Below are 17,293 nucleotides of genomic sequence, written 5' to 3'. Positions count from 1 at the left end.
CACGGAAGCGCTCGCCGCCTTTGATCCGCGCCAGCAAGACAGACTCATGCAATCCGCCTCGATCGACGACACCCTCGCGCAGCTCGAAGCGCGCGGCTATTTCGCGAGCCGCGAGCTCGCCACGGCGCTCTTTCTCGCGCTGCGCATGGAGCGGCCGCTCTTTCTCGAAGGCGAGCCGGGCGTGGGCAAGACCGAACTCGCGAAGGCCTCCGCGGCGATGCTCGGCACGACGGTTTTGCGCCTGCAATGCTACGAAGGGCTCGACACGGCAAGCGCGCTGTACGAGTGGGACTACCCGCGCCAGATCATGGCGCTGCGTCTTGCCGAAGCCGCCGGCGAAAAGCCACGCAACGACACGCTTTATCGCGACGAATTTCTGTTGAAGCGCCCGCTGCTGCAGTCCCTGCAACCCGATCCGCAGAACCCTTCTGCACGCCGCGTGTTGCTGATCGACGAAATCGACCGTGCCGACGAGCCGTTCGAAGCTTTCCTGCTCGAACTCCTTTCGGACTTCCAGGTATCGATTCCCGAGTACGGCACCGTGCGCGCGAGTACGCCGCCGCTTGTCATCATCACCTCGAACCGCACGCGCGAAGTGCACGACGCGCTCAAGCGGCGCTGTCTTTATCAATGGCTCGGCTACCCCGACCGCGCGCGCGAACTCGCGATCGTGGCTGCGCGCGCGCCTGAAACCGCCCCGGAATTGCAGCATCGCGCCGTGGCGTTCGTGCATCAATTGCGCACCATGGACCTTTTCAAGGCGCCCGGCATTGCCGAAACGATCGACTGGTGCCGCGCGCTTTCCGCGCTCGCCGTGACGGAACTCGATCCGCAATCGGTGCAGGACACGCTGGGCGTGCTGCTGAAGTATCAGGACGACCTCGCTCAGCTCGACGCGCAACGCATCGCGCAAACGCTCGCGCTCGCGGAGTGAGCACGATGTCCGCAGCCGCGAACGAAACCGCCTCGATCAACACCCTGCCCACGTTCGCGCGCAACGTCGTGCATTTCGTGCGCGTGCTGCGCGGCGCGGGCCTGCCGATGTCGCCGTCGCGCGCCGTCGACGCGATCGAAGCGCTGCGCCATATCGACCTCGGCCGCCGCGACGACGTGCATGCGGCGCTCGCCGCGCTCCTCACGAGCGCGCCCGACGAGCGCGAGATCTTCGACGCCGCCTTCGCCCTCTTCTGGCGCGATCCCGATTTCGAAGGCAAGCTGCGCGCGCTCTTGTTACCGAAGGTGCAAGGCGGCGTGCCGCCGCCGCGCCGCAACAACCGCCTCGCCGACGCGCTCGCCGCACGCCCGTCCGCACGCCCCGGCGCGAAGCCGCCGCCCTCGCACGAAGAACATGAATTGCGCGCGCACGCCACGTTCAGCGCCGAAGAACGCCTGCGCCAGCGCGACTTCGACACGCTTTCCGCCGACGAATGGCGCGCGCTGCGCCACCTGATCCGCGCGCGCCGCCTGCCGCTCGCCACGGAACGCACGCGGCGCCTGAAGGCATCGTCGCACGGCACGCATGCCGATTTGCGCGCGAGCGCGCGCCACGCGGTGCGCGCGGGCGGCGACTGGACGGTGTGGAAATATCGCGCGCCCGTGGAGCGCAAGCTGCCGCTCGTGCTGCTGCTCGACATTTCGGGCTCCATGAGCAGCTATTCGCGCGCGGTGCTCTACTTCTGCCACGCGTTATTGCAATCGCGCGAACGCCTACAGGTGTTTCTGTTCGGCACGCGCCTCACGCACGCCACGCGCGCGCTGCGCGAACGCGACCCCGATGTCGCGCTTGCGCAGCTCGCCACTCAGGTTGCGGACTGGTCGGGCGGCACGCGCATCGGCGCGACGCTGGCCGAATTCAACCGCCGCTGGGCGCGCCGCATGCTCGGCGGCCGCGCGACGGTGCTGATCGTCACCGACGGGCTCGATCACGATGAATGCAGCCTGCTCGGCGAGGAGATGGCGCGCCTGCACCGCTTCGCGCACCGCGTGACCTGGCTCAATCCGCTCTTGCGCTACCGCGATTTCACCCCCAAAGCGCGTGGCGTGCAGGCAATGCTGCCGCACGTCGACGCGCATTACCCCGTCCACAATCTCGACAGCCTCGAAGCGTTCGCGCGCAGCCTGTGCGAAGCCGCGCCGGTTGCACGTACGCAAGGAGACACACGATGGAGTTGACCGAAAGCCACACGCTGCCGGTGCCGCAACAGCGCGCCTGGGAAGCGCTCAACGACACGGCGATCCTCAAGGCGTGCATACCGGGCTGCGAAAGCATCGAAGCCGATGGCGAGAACGCCTACGCCGTCGCGCTGACCGCCGCCGTAGGTCCGGTGAAGGCGCGCTTCAAGGGGCGCATGCAGCTCGCCGACATCGAAGCACCAAACAGCTATACGATCGTTTTCGAGGGCCAGGGCGGCGCAGCGGGCTTCGGCAAGGGCGACGCGCACGTGAAGCTCGAATCCGCCGGCGACGAGTCGACCACGCTCACGTACACCGCGAACGCCCAGGTGGGCGGCAAGCTCGCCCAGATCGGCTCGCGCCTCGTGGACGGCGCGGCGCGCAAGATCGCAGGCGAGTTTTTCAAGCGTTTCGGGGAACAGCTCGGCGGCGATGCGCAGCACAATACCGACGAAGCGGCGACGCCTGCCGGAAGCGACGCAGAAGGCGAACAGCAAGGCGAAAGCGCAGAGGAAACACCGAAGAGGAAACGATCATGGACAGCGTGGATCTCGAAGTCCTGAAATCCAGCGTGAACTGGCTCGACGCAGGGCACCGCGCGTTGCTGGTGACAGTGGTGAAAACGTGGGGCTCGTCGCCGCGCCCCGAGGGCGCGATGCTCGTGGTGCGAGACGATGGCCACGTGGTCGGCTCCGTTTCGGGCGGCTGCATCGAGGACGATCTGATCGACCGCGTGCGCCGCGAAGGCGTCACGATCGCCAGACCCGAGGCGGTGAAGTACGGCATCACGGCCGAAGAGGCGCATCGTTTCGGACTGCCATGCGGCGGCACGATCCAGCTCGTGCTCGAGCCGCTCTCGGAGGCCTCGGGCATTCGCGAACTGCTTGAAACCGTCGAGCGCGGCGATCTGGTTGCGCGCACACTCGATATGGCGACCGGTCGCGCCACGCTCGGCCCCGCAAAAGCGACCGATGGCGTGGACTTCGACGACGCGCGTCTGCTCACGATTCACGGCCCGCGCTACCGCATGCTGGTGATCGGCGCGGGGCAGCTCTCGCGCTATCTTTGCCAGATCGCGGTGGGGCTCGACTACCAGGTGACCGTGTGCGACCCGCGCGAGGAATACACCGACATCTGGGACGTGCCCGGCACGGCGCTCGTGCGCACCATGCCCGACGACACCGTGCTCGACATGAAGCTCGACGAACGCTGCGCCGTGATCGCACTCACGCACGACCCCAAGCTCGACGACCTCGCGTTAATGGAAGCGCTCAAGACGCCCGCGTTCTACGTGGGCGCGCTGGGCTCACGGCGCAACAATGCGGCGCGGCGCGAGCGGCTCAAGGAGTTCGACCTGAGCGAAGCGGAACTCGCGCGGCTGCATGGCCCGGTGGGCATTTACATCGGCAGCCGCACGCCGCCGGAGATCGCAGTGTCGATCCTCGCGGAAGTCACGGCGGCGAAAAACGGTGTGTCGCTGCCGACCATTCTCCAGGTGGAAGGCGCCAAGGCCGCGCGCGAACACGCGGCGGGTGCGGGATCGACGTGCGACGTGTGAGGCCGGTTTGTTGGTCGCTTCACGCGTGAGGCGAGCGCCCGTCGCGATCGGCCTCGTGCCTGCGCTCCCGTCTTAACATCCGCGCGCGCAGCGATCTGAGCATGCGCGTCCATCCCGAAGGACGCGGGTCCGCCAGCATGCTCAGCGCGCGAGCGTAGTCGAGCGTGAGTCCCGGCGTCCACGCCATTGTCTGGCCGCGTTTGCGCACCTGCGCCGCCACCCATAGCTCCGGCGTCGTGAGCATGCGCGCGAACGCGAGCCACCCGTGGCCCCACACACGCGGCGTCGCGCCTTCGAGCGCCGCCTCCAGCGCGTGCGAAACCGTGCTCGAGCAATTGCGGTGCGTGAGGTTATAGGTCGTGTCCTCGCGATAGCGCTGCCAGAAGCTTTCCAGCCGAAGCGGATCGTAGTTACGAATGCGCACCTGACGCGTGGACGGACACCACGCCTGCGACTCCGTTACGTAGTCGGGCTGGAAAAGGCCCGGCACGTCGTTCTCGCGGGTCGCGCGCAGCGTGCGCGTGAATTCATCGGGAGAACGATCGATTTCCACGGCCGGATAGAGGCTGATGTACACACGCTCGGGCGATTCGAGCGCGGCGTGCCCCGTGGAAATCACGCCATCGCGATCGACGGCGGCAATATAACGGTCGATGAGCGGCTGGCGCCGCGCCTCGGCTCTCGAAGTGCCCACTGGCGTCCACACGTGTACCGTGAGCGCGTGCTCGTGCGGCGCGGGCGGCCCGTCGAACACGGTTTGTGCGAGTCTCTGCGCCTGGCCTTTGGCCGCATTCGCCGCGCCCACCGCGCTCGCCACGAGCGCTGCCGCGCCGCCCTGCGCCGCCGCCGGATTCACGGCAAGCCGGCGCGCGCGCAACGCGAGCAGCAGCAGGTTCCAGCCGGCGAACATCAGAATGAGCCCGAGGCAGTACGGCACGGTGCCCTTGTAGTGCGTGGGATAAGGCTGATAGAGAAAAATGGCGATGGCGATCTGCAGCGCGCCGCCCGCCAGCGCGAGACGCCACGTGCGATAGCGCACGACCCAGGCCGACGCGATCTGCAGCAGGCCATCGGCGAGAAAGAGCGTGGCGAACACCATCGAAATAATGAACGACGCGTGCCGGTAGCCCGAAAGCACGAGCACCGCAGTGATGCAAAAACCGAAGCCCTTCACATAGCGCAGCGTGCGCTGGCCGCCCATGCCGGTCCATGCCACCGCGAGCGTGGCGAGGCCTTCGATCAGCAGCAGCCACGCGAACGGCGCGATATGGAAATACAGCACGCCGTCGAGCGCGTCGATAAAGAGCGCCGCGCCCACGAGCGCGCTCATCACGCCCACGGCCATCACGCCGCGCCAGCGCTCGCGCAGATACTCCACGCCTAGCAGGATCATCATGATCCGCACCATCGTCCGTCTCCGGATGCCGCGTTACGAAAACGCATCGTACTGCCGTGCGGCGAGGGATCGCCACAAGCGTGCACGCGACTACGCGCCCCAAAAAACTGCGGGCCGCGACTCGCGTCGGCGGCCCGCAGTACGGGTTTTTCGCGGGCGGCTCGCGCCGCCTCGCTTCACTTCAACGTCGAGGCATCAGCCGAACAGCTTCATCGCCTGCGTGAGCGTGTTGGTCACGCCCCACACGAGCGGCACCAGCACGTAAAGCCAGAAGATCGCCATCAGCGCCGTGTTTGACGATTTCGGGGCAGCTTGACTAGACATTGCGCGTTCCTCCTTATTTACCGGCGGCGAGTTGCGTCTCGCTCATGTGATGCTTCGCGTCCACGCGGCGCACGAGCAGATTGCAGATGAAGCCGAGCACGAGCAGCGAAGCCATGATGTGCACAGTCATCGTGTACGCGTCGGCCTTCGCCACGCCGTTCGCGACCTGATAGGCGCGCACGTAGTTCACGAGCACCGGGCCCGCCACGCCTGCCGCCGCCCACGCAGTCAGCAGACGGCCGTGAATGCCGCCGACGAACGCCGTGCCGAACATGTCCGCGAGATACGCGGGCACGGTCGCGAAGCCGCCGCCGTACATCGAGAGGATCAGGCAGTACGCCAGCACGAACAGCACGATGTTGCCGCTCTGCGCGAACTGCGGCACCGCGTAATAGAGCACCGCGCCGAACACGAAGAAAATGAAGTAGGTGTTCTTGCGGCCCACCCAGTCGGAAGCCGAAGCCCACACGAAGCGCCCGCCCATGTTGAAGAGCGAGAGCAGGCCCACGAAGCCCGCCGCCGCTCCGGCGGTCACCGTGTCCTTGAAGCTTTCCTGAATCATGACCGAGGCCTGACCCAGAATGCCGATACCGGCCGTCACGTTGAGGAACAGCACGAGCCAGATCAGGTAGAACTGCGGCGTCTTGAGCGCCTGGTCGATGTGCACGTGCTGGTTCGACACGAGCTTCTTCGCGACGACCGGCGGCGTCCAGCCCGCGGGCTTCCAGTCGGGCGCGGGCACACGAATGGCGAGGGCGCCGATCGACATCGAGATGAAGTACGCCACGCCGAGCACCACGAAGGTCTGGGCGACGCCCGCGCTCGTGTCGCTCGCGAAGTGCTTCATCAGCATGACGGAGAGCGGCGCGGCGATCATCGCGCCGCCGCCGAAGCCCATGATCGCGAGGCCCGTTGCCATGCCGCGGCGGTCGGGGAACCAGCGGATCAGCGTCGAAACCGGCGAGACGTAGCCGAGCCCAAGGCCGATGCCGCCAATCACGCCGTAGCCGAGATAGAGCAGCGCGATCTGATGCAGATACACGCCAAGCGCGGAAACGAGGAAGCCGCCGCCAAAGCAGCATGCCGCGGTAAACATCGTGCGGCGCGGGCCCACACGTTCGAGCCATTTGCCGCCAAAGGCGGCGGAAAGGCCGAGAAACACGATGGCCAGCGAAAAAATCCAGCCAAGCGTGGTGAGCGACCAGTCATCGGGCGCGGACTGCGTAATGCCGATCACCTTCGTGAGCGGCGCGTTGAACACGGAAAACGCATAGGCCTGGCCGATGCACAGATGCACGGCCAGCGCTGCGGGCGGCACCATCCAGCGCGAAAAGCCCGGCGGGGCGACGGTCGCCTCTTTGGAAAAGAAAGGTGCGCTTTGCGCACCGCGCGTCGAATCTGCAACGCTGCTCATGGGATCTCCCGAATCAACCAGAGGTGGAGCGAGGGGTGGGCGCTCTCTCTGGTCCCATCCAAAATGGCTGTTGGTAGGCGTGGTCTTACGTGCTCTTTTGTGCGTTAGCGCACAGAACACTTATTTGCCGCTTGACGGCTGCACGAACCTTAGACCCCAGGCGCTGCCTTGGCAATATGAGGTAAACATACATATGGCCTTCAGCGGCCCGCGCGCCGTCGCGCTCGGCCGATTGTTGCGTGCGCAGCAAACTGGCGGCGGCGCCGCAGGACGCCAGGGACAACAACGCAGGCGGGCGTTTCATGGCGCGGCCCAGCATTTAGACTCAATGCTCGATACAGGGCCCCCTGCGGGCTGTGTGCGGGCCATCCGCTTGACAAGCCGGTTGCATGACTTTTAAGTGACGGGAGTAGCGCCCATCCGCGACCCGACCCCTGCCGAGCCCCCCAATGCGCCTCGCTCTCGCTCTTTGCCTAGCCGTGCTCGGCCCCGCTACGGGAACCTTCGCCGCCGACCTGCGCCCGGGCGTGGCGCAGCTCACGCCCGTGCCCCTCGAAACGGGCGAACTGAATCCGGCGGGCAGCGCCGCGCAGGCGCCCTACACCAACGAATCGGAAACGCAGACCTTCACGGTCAACGCGGACGGCTCGTACACCAAGCTCGACTCGCTCACGCTGCGCGTGAACACCGAGGCCGGCATTGCGCGCGCGGGCCAGTACTACGTGTGGTTCAACCGCGAGATGGCCCACGTGGAGGTGCTCGAAGCGTGGACCGAGGACGCCCAGGGCGGCCGCCACGACGTGCGGCCCGAGCAGATCCGCGACGTGCAGGAAGTGCGCTCGTTCGACGCCCCGATGTTCCAGGACGTGCAGGACAAGGTGATCGTGTTCCCGGCCGTGGAGCCCGGCGCGCGCGTGCATCTCACGTGGCGCAAGATCCAGCGCGTGCCGCTCGTGCCGGGCTGGTTCAGCGACTTCACGCCGCCCGACCTCGCGCCCACGCACAACTTCCGCGTGATCTACGACCTGCCCGCGAAAGTGCCGCTCTACGCCGACGCGCGCGGCTTTACCGTTTTGCCGCCCGCCACCGTGAACGGCCGCACGCGCTATGAGTATCGCTACGACAAGGCGAATTTTCAGCGCCTCGAATACGGCTCGGTGGCCTACGTGAGCTACGGCGACCGGCTGATGGTGTCCACCTTCCCCGATTACGCGGCCTTCGCAAAGGTCTATCGCGAGGCGGCCGCCGATCCGACCGTGCGCGACCCGGCCATCGTGCGTCTCGCGCTCACGCTCACGGCGCACGACGACACGCCGCGCGCGAAGGCGCAGTCGCTCTACGACTGGGTGCGCCGCAACATCCGCTACGTGGCGATGAATATCGGGCGCGGCGAGATCGTGCCGCACCGCGCCAGCGACGTGCTCGCAAACCGCTATGGCGACTGCAAGGACCACGTCGCGCTCTACGGCGCGCTGCTCGACGCCGTCGGCATCCGCAGCATGCCGGCGCTCGTGAACAGCGGCACGGTCTACACGCTGCCGAGCGTGCCGGGCTTCGGCGTGATCAATCACGTCATCACCTGGCTGCCCGATCTGCAGATGTTCGCCGACTCCACCGCGAGCAACATCGAGTTCGGCTACCTGCCGTCGACGGATATGGACCGCGTGGCCGTGCTCGCCAGCGACGGCACGCAGGTCCGCACGCCCGCCACGGCCTCGACCACGCGCGAAAGCGATCTCGACATCACGGTCGCGCCCGACGGCTCGGCGCATTTCATCTACCGCTTGCAGGCGCAGGGCTGGTCCGCCGAACAGACACGCAGCGTGCTGCGCCTGCAAACGCCCGCGCAGCGCGAGGAGTCGCTGCAATGGGAGCTGCACAACGCCAACCTGCGCGGCAACGCCACGCTCGCCTCCAGCCCGCTCGACGCCACGGCGGGACCGCTCGTGCTCACGCTCACGGGCACCTTCGACGGTTTCGTCGACCCTGAGATGACCACGCCTGTGCCCACGCTCACGAGCTTCGTGGGTGGACTCGACGCGAATCTGCGCTACTGGCTCGGCGAGCCGCGGCGCACGCAGCCGTTCATGTGCCGCAACGTGGTGATGACCGAGCGCACGCGCATCGTCCTGCCGCCGGGCATGCGCGTGCTCGACGTGCCCATGCCGCAGCACGCCGACAACCGCTTCATCGATTTCAGTTCGCAGTACGCGCTCGACGCAGAGGCGAACGTGCTGCGCGTCACGCGTACGGGCCAGACGCATTTCGCCAGCGACGTGTGCAGCGCCGACGATTTCGCACAGATGCGCCCCGCGTTCGAGACGATGGCGCGCGACCTGCGCGCGCAATTGATCGTCAAGCCATCTGCTCAGGGCGCCTCGCCCGGCAGTCCGGCGAGCGCGCAGTGAGCCTGCGCGCCGCGTTCAGCGTTCACACGGGCCAGAGCGGCCCTTCCTGCATCGCGCCGATCTGCTCGCGCAGTTCGAGAATGCGCTCTTCCCAGTAACGCTGCGTGTTGAACCACGGGAAGGCGGCCGGAAACGCGGGATCGTGCCAGCGGCGCGCGAGCCACGCCGAGTAGTGGATGAGGCGCAGCGTGCGCAGCGCCTCGACGAGATGCAGCTCACGCGGCTCGAATTCGCAGAAGTCCTCATAACCGGCGAGCAGATCCGCCATCGCACGCGAGGCGCCCGCACGATCGCCGGGCAGCAGCAGCCACAAATCCTGGATAGCGGGACCCATGCGGCTGTCGTCGAAGTCCACAAAATGCGGGCCGGCGTCGGTCCAGAGCACGTTGCTCGGATGGCAGTCGCCGTGCAGGCGCAGCGAACGCACGTCGCCCGCACGCTCGAATGCCGCCTCCACGCCTTCGAGCGCGAGATTGACCGCGGCCTGCCACGCTTCGCGCACATCGGAGGGCACGAAGCCATGTTCCAGCAGATACGTGCGCGGCTCGTAGCCGTACGTCTGAATGTCGAGCGTGGGGCGTGCTGCGTAGGGTTTTGTCGCGCCCACCGCGTGAATGCGGCCGATGAAACGGCCCAGCCATTCGAGCGTGTCGCTGCGGTCGAGATCCGGCGCGCGGCCGCCACGGCGCTCGAAAAGCGAGAAGCGAAACCCGTCGAACTCGTGCAGCGTGCGCCCTTCGAAGGCAAGCGCGGGCACAGCGGGAATCTCGCGCGCGGCGAGTTCGGCGACGAAGGCGTGCTCTTCGAGGATCGCCTCGTCGCTCCAGCGCTCGGGGCGATAGAACTTGGCGATGAGCGGCGCCTCGTCTTCCACGCCCACCTGGTACACGCGATTCTCGTAGCTGTTGAGCGCGAGCATGCGGCCATCCGTGCGGCGGTTGGCCGGCATCAGCACGCCATCCACGGCGTCGAGCACGCATTCAGGCGTGAGACGCGCGTAGGGCGCGGCTTGCGGGTCGCTGGAATCGCCGGGGCCGGAAGGTTCGCCCGGAAGAGGAGAAGGATCGTAATTCATACCCGCAATTGTGCCTCTTGCGGGCGGTGGCTGCGAGCACGCGGTGCGCCACGGCGGGCACGATGAACACAAACGCGGCGCGCAACCCTGCGACGAGGCGCGGCGCGCCTCGTCAGCGTGTCACAGAGCCCAGGCTCAGTGGATCTGCGCGCCTGCGGGCATGACGTGCTCGCCCGTATCGATCAGATCTTCGAGAAAAAAGGGCTCGGTGCTGAGTTGCTTCGACGAGCCAGGCTCCCCGGCATACCAGGTCACCATCGCCATGTCGCCGAGAATGCGCATCACGATGCCGCGCGCGCCCTGTGGCACGGCGATATGAACGGAACGGACGATAGAACCGATTTGCATGATGTTTCCCCGTTACCTCGCTACCTTCGCCGGCTCCCTCGAAGGAAAACCGGTCGGCATGCTGACAAAAAAACCGATGCGCACCAACGGTTGCGCGCGCATCCAAACGTGCCTCGGGCGACCCGCTCGTTCCGCGCGCTTAAGCACGGCCGGACCCTTGGCATCCCCATTGTTGCTTGTTTGAGCGCATGCGCAAAGCGAAAAAATAGGGGGGTGTATCAACGACGCCGTGCAGACGCCGCCTTGCACCGTCACTGCTCCGCCCTGCCTCGTTCGCGCAACTTACGAAAAGCTGACTGTAACAGATGGTAAACCCCATTCTCAGCGCCCTTGCTAGGGCAGTCCCTGAAAAAGTACGCTGATGCCTCGTGACTGGCGCTATAGTCCTGTCCCAACCGTGCACCACAAAGGCCAGGCGCAGCACAGGCAAAGACCTCGAGCGCGCCATCATAGCCGGCCACGGTACCGATAACCTAAACGCTCGCCATCGCGGCCAGACCAGCCGCGCGAGCCACACTCCGCCACCAGCGAAGGAACCTGCCGTTCCATGTGGATCGTTCGACTCGCGCTCAAGCGCCCGTACACGTTCGTCGTGCTCGCGTTGCTGCTCTTGATCGTCGGGCCACTGACGATCCTGCGCACGCCCACGGACATCTTCCCGAACATCGACATCCCGGTGCTCTCGGTGATCTGGACCTACACGGGCCTGCCCGCCGACGAAATGGAAAAGCGCATCGTGCTCAACTACGAGCGCGGCCTTTCCGTAGCGGTCAACGATATCGAGCACACCGAATCGACCTCGCTCAACGGTATCGCGGTCGTGAAGATCTTCTTCCAGCCGCACGCCAATATCCAGGAAGCGCTCGCCGAAGTCACGGCGCTTTCGCAAGCGCAGTTGCGCTCGCTGCCGCCTGGCATCCAGCCGCCCTTCATTCTGCGCTACAACGCCTCGACTGTGCCGATCCTGCGCCTGTCGCTTTCCTCACCGCAACTTACCGAGCAGGAGTTGTTCGACTACGGCAACAACTTCCTGAAGACGCAGCTCGCGACCGTGCCGGGCGCTTCCGCGCCGCTGCCCTATGGCGGCAAACAGCGGCAGATCATGGTCGACATCAACCAGCGCGCGCTGCAGCAGCACAATCTCTCGCCCATGGACGTGGTGAACGCGATCAGCGCGCAGAACCTCATCCTGCCCTCCGGCACGGCGAAAATAGGCGCGACCGAATATTCGGTCACGATGAACGCAAGCCCCAACAGCTTAGCGGGCTTGAACGACATTCCCGTGAAAACCACGGCAAGCGGCACGATCTATATCCGCGACGTCGCGCACGTGCGCGACGGCTACGTGCCGCAAACCAACATCGTGCGCGTGGACGGTCAGCGCGCCTCGCTCCTCACCATCAACAAGAGCGGCAATACGTCCACGCTCGAAATCGTCGATCGCATCAAGGAGATGATGCCGACGCTGCGCAATCTCGTGCCGTCGTCGCTCAATATCGATCCGGTCGCCGATCAGTCTCTCTTCGTGCGCGCCTCCGTCCAGGGCGTGCTGCGCGAAGCGCTCATCGCCGCCGCGCTCACGGCGCTCATGATCCTGCTATTTCTCGGCAACTGGCGCGCCACGCTCATCATCGCGGTCTCGATTCCGCTTTCGATGATCACCTCGGTCATCGTGCTCGCGGCGCTCGGCGAGACCATCAACATCATGACGCTCGGCGGGCTTGCGCTCGCGGTGGGCATTCTCGTTGACGACGCAACGGTCGCCATCGAGAACATCAGCCAGCAGCTGGAGCAAGGCAAGACGCTGGAACAGGCGATTCTCGACGGCGCGCACCAGATCGCGATTCCCACGCTCGTCTCCACGCTCTCCATCTGCATTGTGTTCGTGCCGATGTTCCTGCTCACGGGCGTGGCGCATTACCTCTTCATCCCGCTCGCGGAAGCCGTGGTATTCGCCATGCTGGCCTCGTACTTCTTCTCGCGTACGCTCGTGCCCACGCTCGCGAAGTACCTGATGCGCCATCATCACAAGGCCGCCGACCTGCATCGCACGACGCGCAATCCGTTCATGCGCGTGCATCTCGCGTTCGAGCGCGGCTTCGAGGGGCTGCGCGAGCGCTATCGCGTGTTTCTCGCGGCGCGCGTGAAGCACCCCGTGTGGTTCGTCGTGGCGTTTCTCGCCTGCTGCGGCGCCTCGCTGCTGCTCATGCCGTTCCTCGGGCGCGACTTCTTTCCGCAAGTCGATGCCGGCACCATCGCGCTGCACGTGCGCGCGAAAACCGGCATGCGTGTGGAAGAAACGGCGGTGCTCGTCGATCGGATCGACAAGCGCGTGCGTACATTGATTCCGCCGGGCGAGCTGCATTCGATCATCGACAACATCGGCCTGCCGGTCTCGGGCATCAACCTGTCGTACAGCAACACGGGCACCATCGGCACCTCCGACGCCGACGTGCTGATCTCGCTGAACGAGGACCATCACGCCACGGCGGATTACGTGCGCCTGTTGCGCCGCACGCTCAACGACGAGTTCCCGGGCGTGCAGTTCGCCTTCCTGCCCGCCGATATCGTGAGCCAGACGCTGAACTTCGGCATGCCCTCGCCTATCGACGTGCAGATCGTGGGCCGCGACGTGGCGGGAAACCGCGCGTTCGCGGCGAAGCTGCTCGCGCGGCTGCGCGGCGTGCCCGGCTTCGTCGACGCGCGCATCCAGCAGCCTGCGGACCTGCCGCGCATCTTCATCGACGTGGACCGCACGCGCGCGCAGCAGGCGGGCTTCACGCAGAAGGACGTGGCAAGCGATCTGCTCATCACGCTCTCGGGCAGCCAGCAGACCACGCCCACGTTCTGGCTCAACCCGGTCAACGGCGTGAGCTACAACGTCGTGACCGAAGCGCCGCAATACACGATCGATTCGCTGCAGTCGCTTGCGAACATTCCGCTCACCGCGAACGGCCGCAGCAATATTCTCGGCTCGCTCGCGAGCATGCAGCGCGTGGCGGGCGACGCGGTGGTCACGCACTACAACGCGCAGACCACCATCGACATTTACGGCACCGCCGACGGGCGCGACCTCGGCGCCGTTTCCGACGACATCGCGAAGATCATCGACCAGACGCGCGACGCGCTGCCGAAAACCTCCACCGTCAAGCTGCGCGGCCAGGTGCAGACGATGAACGATTCGTTCTCCGGACTTTTAGGCGGTCTCGTCTTCGCGATTGTGCTCGTGTATCTGCTGATCGTCGTGAACTTCCAGTCGTGGCTCGATCCGTTCATCATCATCACGGCGCTGCCGGGCGCGCTTGCGGGCATCGTCTGGATGCTGTTCCTCACGCACACCACGCTGTCCATTCCCGCGCTCACGGGCGCGATCATGTGTATCGGCATTGCCACGGCGAACTCCATTCTCGTCATCAGCTTCGCGCGCGAGCAGTTGCGCCTGCACGGCGACGCGGCGCGCGCCGCGATCGAAGCGGGCTACACGCGTTTTCGCCCGGTGCTCATGACCGCGCTCGCCATGGTGATCGGCATGGTGCCGATGGCCATTGGCCTTGGCGAAGGCGGCGAGCAAAATGCGCCGCTCGGGCGCGCCGTGATCGGCGGCCTCGCGGTGGGCACGCTCGCCACGCTGATCTTCGTACCCGTGGTGTTCTCGCTCATCTACCGCAAGCTCGGCGAGCGCCGCCAGCGCGCCAGTGAAAACGTGGTGCCCAAATCATGAATACCCTGTCATGACGAATCATTCGCAAACGCCTCCGCCGCAAGCGCCGCATAGCCCGCATAAAGCACGGCGCTGGCCCATCGCGCTCGCTGCGCTCATCGTGATCGGGCTCGCGGCGCAAGGCATCTGGTCGCGCCATAGCGCGCATGCGGCGCTCGAGCGCGACGCGAAAACCGCGAGCACGCTTTCCGTGCAGGTGGTCACGCCGCAGCGCTCGGCGCGCGCGCTCGACCTCGTGTTGCCCGGCAATGTGCAGGCGTTTCTCGACACGCCGATCTACGCGCGCACCAACGGCTATCTGCGCAAGTGGTACTTCGACATCGGCGCGCACGTGAAGGCGGGCCAGTTGCTCGCCGAAATCGACGCACCCGAAGTGGATGACCAGCTGCGTGCCGCGCGCGCCGATCTCGCCAACGCCGAAGCCAATTACGCGCTCGCGAAAACCACGGCCGACCGCTGGACGCAGATGCTGCAAACGCGCTCGGTGGCGAAACAGGACGCCGACGAAAAAGTCGGCGACATGCTCGCGAAAAAGGCCACGCTCGATTCCGCGCGCTTCAACGTCTCGCGGCTCTCGCAACTGCAGTCGTACGAACGCGTGACGGCGCCCTTCGACGGCATCGTCACCGCGCGCAACGTGGACGTGGGCGCGCTCATCGACGCGGGCAACGGCGGCAGTTCGCAGAAAGAGCTGTTTCATCTCGCGCAGGCCGACCGGCTGCGCGTGTACGCGAACGTGCCGCAGGCTTACGCGCAGCAGATCCGCGTGCAGCAGCATGCGTATCTCACACTCAACGAGGAGCAGGGCAAGCACTTCCCTGGCATCGTCGCGCGCACGGCGGGCGCGGTCGATGCGCAGCAGCGCACGATGCTCGTGGAAGTCGATGTCGACAACCGCAGTGGCGAACTGCTGCCCGGCGCGTATGCGCAGGTGCACTTCGCGCTCGACGGCTCGGGCACGCCGATGACACTGCCCGGCAACGCCTTCCTGTTCCGCCCGGACGGCGTGAAGGTGGCGACCGTCGACGCGCAAAACCGCGTGAAGCTGGTGAAGGTCACGCTCGGCACCGACTTCGGCACCCGCGTCGCTGTGGCCGCGGGGCTCGCGGGAGACGAGCGCGTGATCGTCAATCCGCAGGACGCGATCGTCGACGGTACGCCCGTGCGCATCGTGCAGCCGCAGCACGAGGCAGGTGCGGCGCATGGCGCGAGCGGTGCGGGTAGCAACGCGCAAGCGCAGGGCGAATGATGAGGCGCGCACGCGTTCGACTTCTCGCGTTGGCCCTGCTCGGGGCGCTCGGCGCCTGCACGGTCGGGCCCGACTACGTACGCCCCAGCATGCCCGTGGCCGCGACGTTCAAGGAGCTCGAAGGCACGGGCTGGACGATTGCGCAGCCTGCCGACAACGTGCCGCGCGGCGCGTGGTGGACGATCTACGAGGACCCCACGCTCGACAAGTTCGAAGCCCAGGTCGAGAGCGCGAACCAGAACGTGCAAGCCGCACAGGCGCACTTTCGCGCGGCGCGCGCGAACGTGGCGCAGCAGCGCTCGAGCTATTTTCCGCTCGTGACGGCGAGCGGCGACTATTCGCGCTACCGCACCTCGCAGAACGTCCTGTACACGTCGAAGGCCGGTCAAACGATCAACGATTACGCCGTCGGCATCGACGCCACATGGGAGCCCGATATCTGGGGCCGCGTCGCGCGCAACGTCGAGGCGGCCAAGGCCAATGCACAGGCAAGCGCTGCCGACATGCAGGCCGTGCTGCTCTCCATGCAGGCCGAACTCGCGACCGATTACTTCGAGCTGCGCGGCCTCGACCGCGAACGGCAATTGCTCGACGACACGATCCAGGCTTATCGCGAATCGCTCGAACTGACGCAGCATCGCTACGCGGGCGGCATCGCCACCGACGCGGACGTGGGCCAGGCGCAAACGCAGCTGCAGACCACCGAGGCGCAGGCGATCGATCTCGGCGTGCAGCGCGCGCAGCTCGAACATGCCATCGCGATTCTCATCGGGCAGTCGCCTTCCACGTTCACGCTCGCCGTCGCACCGAAGGAGGCCTACACGGTGCGCGCGATCACGAGCCCGCCGGGCGTGCCATCCACGCTGCTCGAACGGCGCCCCGACATTGCCGCTGCCGAGCGCCGCGTGGCCGCCGCGAACGCGCAAGTGGGCGTGGCGACGGCGGCGTTCTTCCCGACCCTCATGCTCGCGGTCACGGGCGGCCTGGAGGCCACCAACTTCAGCCAGTGGCTCGTCGCGCCCGCGCGCTTCTGGTCGCTCGGACCGACGCTCGCGGGCACGCTGATCGACTTCGGCGGGCGCGAGGCCGTGCGCAACGAAGCGCGCGCCCAGTACGACGAGAACGTGGCGCAGTACCGCCAAACGGTGCTCGACGCCTTTGGCGACGTCGAGGACAACCTCGCGGCGCTGCGCGTGCTGGAGCAGGAGGCGACGGCCCAGGACCGCGCGGTGGACGCCGCGCAGCGCACGCTCGTCACCATCAACAATCGCTATCTCGGCGGTGCGATTACGTACCTCGACGTGGTCGTCGCGCAAACCACGGCGCTCAACAACGAACGCCAGGCCGTGGCGATCTCGCGCCGGCGCATGGCGGCAAGCGTCGCGCTCGTGAAGGCGCTGGGCGGCGGCTGGAGCGCGGCGGATCTGCCCAGCGATGCGGCGCTCGTGCATCCGGACGACGTGCAAAAAGCGCAGCCCGCCAGCGGGCCACAAGGCGCTTCGGCGAGCGCACCAAGCGCCGCCCGCTCGCCGGGCTAAGCCGCCGGCGCCGCCTCTCCTGCGGCGCTCGACCACGCTGATCGCCCAACAGGCGTATCGTTGCGCCTTTGTAATATTGCTGGAGATTCA

The 17,293-nt window shown here is 66.4% G+C and carries 13 protein-coding genes; 8 read left to right on the top strand and 5 right to left on the bottom strand.

All coding sequences use genetic code 11. From position 1 onward, the window contains the following. Positions 1-46: 46 nt before the first annotated feature. The 4 genes from U5A57_RS01005 to U5A57_RS00990 are packed head-to-tail and all read left to right on the top strand — an operon-like array spanning position 47 to position 3,730. Entirely contained in the window at positions 47-934 is an 888-nt protein-coding gene (locus tag U5A57_RS01005; protein WP_321907393.1) for a MoxR family ATPase, read from the top strand. Between the two features lie 5 nt (positions 935-939). Beyond that, complete coding sequence (locus U5A57_RS01000) at positions 940-2,172, top strand: VWA domain-containing protein (RefSeq protein ID WP_321907391.1); 1,233 nt, start codon at positions 940-942, stop codon at positions 2,170-2,172. Next, positions 2,163-2,735 (top strand): carbon monoxide dehydrogenase subunit G, encoded by a 573-nt coding sequence (locus U5A57_RS00995; RefSeq protein ID WP_321907389.1) that lies wholly within the window; start codon positions 2,163-2,165, stop codon positions 2,733-2,735. The genes U5A57_RS01000 and U5A57_RS00995 overlap by 10 nt, the downstream gene beginning before the upstream one ends. Beyond that, entirely contained in the window at positions 2,708-3,730 is a 1,023-nt protein-coding gene (locus U5A57_RS00990) for an XdhC family protein (protein ID WP_321907387.1), read from the top strand. Before U5A57_RS00995 ends, U5A57_RS00990 begins: the two co-directional genes overlap by 28 nt. A gap of 19 nt (positions 3,731-3,749) precedes the next feature. Here U5A57_RS00990 and U5A57_RS00985 read toward each other — a convergent pair whose 3' ends face one another. The 3 genes from U5A57_RS00985 to U5A57_RS00975 all read right to left on the bottom strand — a co-directional run bounded on the left by U5A57_RS00985 (position 3,750) and on the right by U5A57_RS00975 (position 6,864). Beyond that, the gene (locus U5A57_RS00985; RefSeq protein WP_321907386.1) at positions 3,750-5,138 is read right to left on the bottom strand and encodes a DUF308 domain-containing protein; all 1,389 of its coding nucleotides are present in this window, start codon (positions 5,136-5,138) and stop codon (positions 3,750-3,752) included. A 183-nt stretch (positions 5,139-5,321) separates the two neighbouring features. Then, entirely contained in the window at positions 5,322-5,450 is a 129-nt protein-coding gene (locus tag U5A57_RS00980) for an MFS transporter small subunit (protein ID WP_321907385.1), read from the bottom strand. 13 nt (positions 5,451-5,463) lie between these two features. Beyond that, positions 5,464-6,864 carry an OFA family MFS transporter gene (locus U5A57_RS00975; protein WP_321907384.1) on the bottom strand — a complete coding sequence of 467 codons (1,401 nt, stop codon included), beginning with the start codon at positions 6,862-6,864 and terminating at the stop codon, positions 5,464-5,466. A gap of 449 nt (positions 6,865-7,313) precedes the next feature. On the opposite strand from U5A57_RS00975, the gene U5A57_RS00970 reads away from it, so the two are divergent. Next, complete coding sequence (locus tag U5A57_RS00970) at positions 7,314-9,272, top strand: DUF3857 and transglutaminase domain-containing protein (RefSeq protein ID WP_321907382.1); 1,959 nt, start codon at positions 7,314-7,316, stop codon at positions 9,270-9,272. A 22-nt stretch (positions 9,273-9,294) separates the two neighbouring features. Here the strand turns inward: U5A57_RS00970 and U5A57_RS00965 are convergent, their stop codons facing one another. Next, on the bottom strand, positions 9,295-10,356 hold the full coding sequence (locus tag U5A57_RS00965; RefSeq protein ID WP_415765062.1) for a serine/threonine protein kinase: 1,062 nt from the start codon (positions 10,354-10,356) through the stop codon (positions 9,295-9,297). A 126-nt stretch (positions 10,357-10,482) separates the two neighbouring features. After that, positions 10,483-10,695, bottom strand: a complete 213-nt coding sequence (locus U5A57_RS00960; RefSeq protein WP_321907377.1) for a hypothetical protein — start codon at positions 10,693-10,695, stop codon at positions 10,483-10,485. A gap of 547 nt (positions 10,696-11,242) precedes the next feature. Here U5A57_RS00960 and U5A57_RS00955 point away from each other — a divergent pair. The 3 genes from U5A57_RS00955 to U5A57_RS00945 are packed head-to-tail and all read left to right on the top strand — an operon-like array spanning position 11,243 to position 17,203. Further along, the gene (locus tag U5A57_RS00955) at positions 11,243-14,416 is read left to right on the top strand and encodes an efflux RND transporter permease subunit (protein ID WP_321907376.1); all 3,174 of its coding nucleotides are present in this window, start codon (positions 11,243-11,245) and stop codon (positions 14,414-14,416) included. Between the two features lie 10 nt (positions 14,417-14,426). After that, on the top strand, positions 14,427-15,665 hold the full coding sequence (locus tag U5A57_RS00950) for an efflux RND transporter periplasmic adaptor subunit (protein WP_321907374.1): 1,239 nt from the start codon (positions 14,427-14,429) through the stop codon (positions 15,663-15,665). Next, positions 15,662-17,203, top strand: a complete 1,542-nt coding sequence (locus U5A57_RS00945; protein ID WP_321907373.1) for an efflux transporter outer membrane subunit — start codon at positions 15,662-15,664, stop codon at positions 17,201-17,203. The genes U5A57_RS00950 and U5A57_RS00945 overlap by 4 nt, the downstream gene beginning before the upstream one ends. Positions 17,204-17,293 lie beyond the last annotated feature (90 nt).

The organism is Paraburkholderia sp. J11-2, from assembly GCF_905220185.1.
Lineage (GTDB): Bacteria > Pseudomonadota > Gammaproteobacteria > Burkholderiales > Burkholderiaceae > Paraburkholderia.
This window is presented reverse-complemented; position numbering and strand designations above follow the sequence as displayed.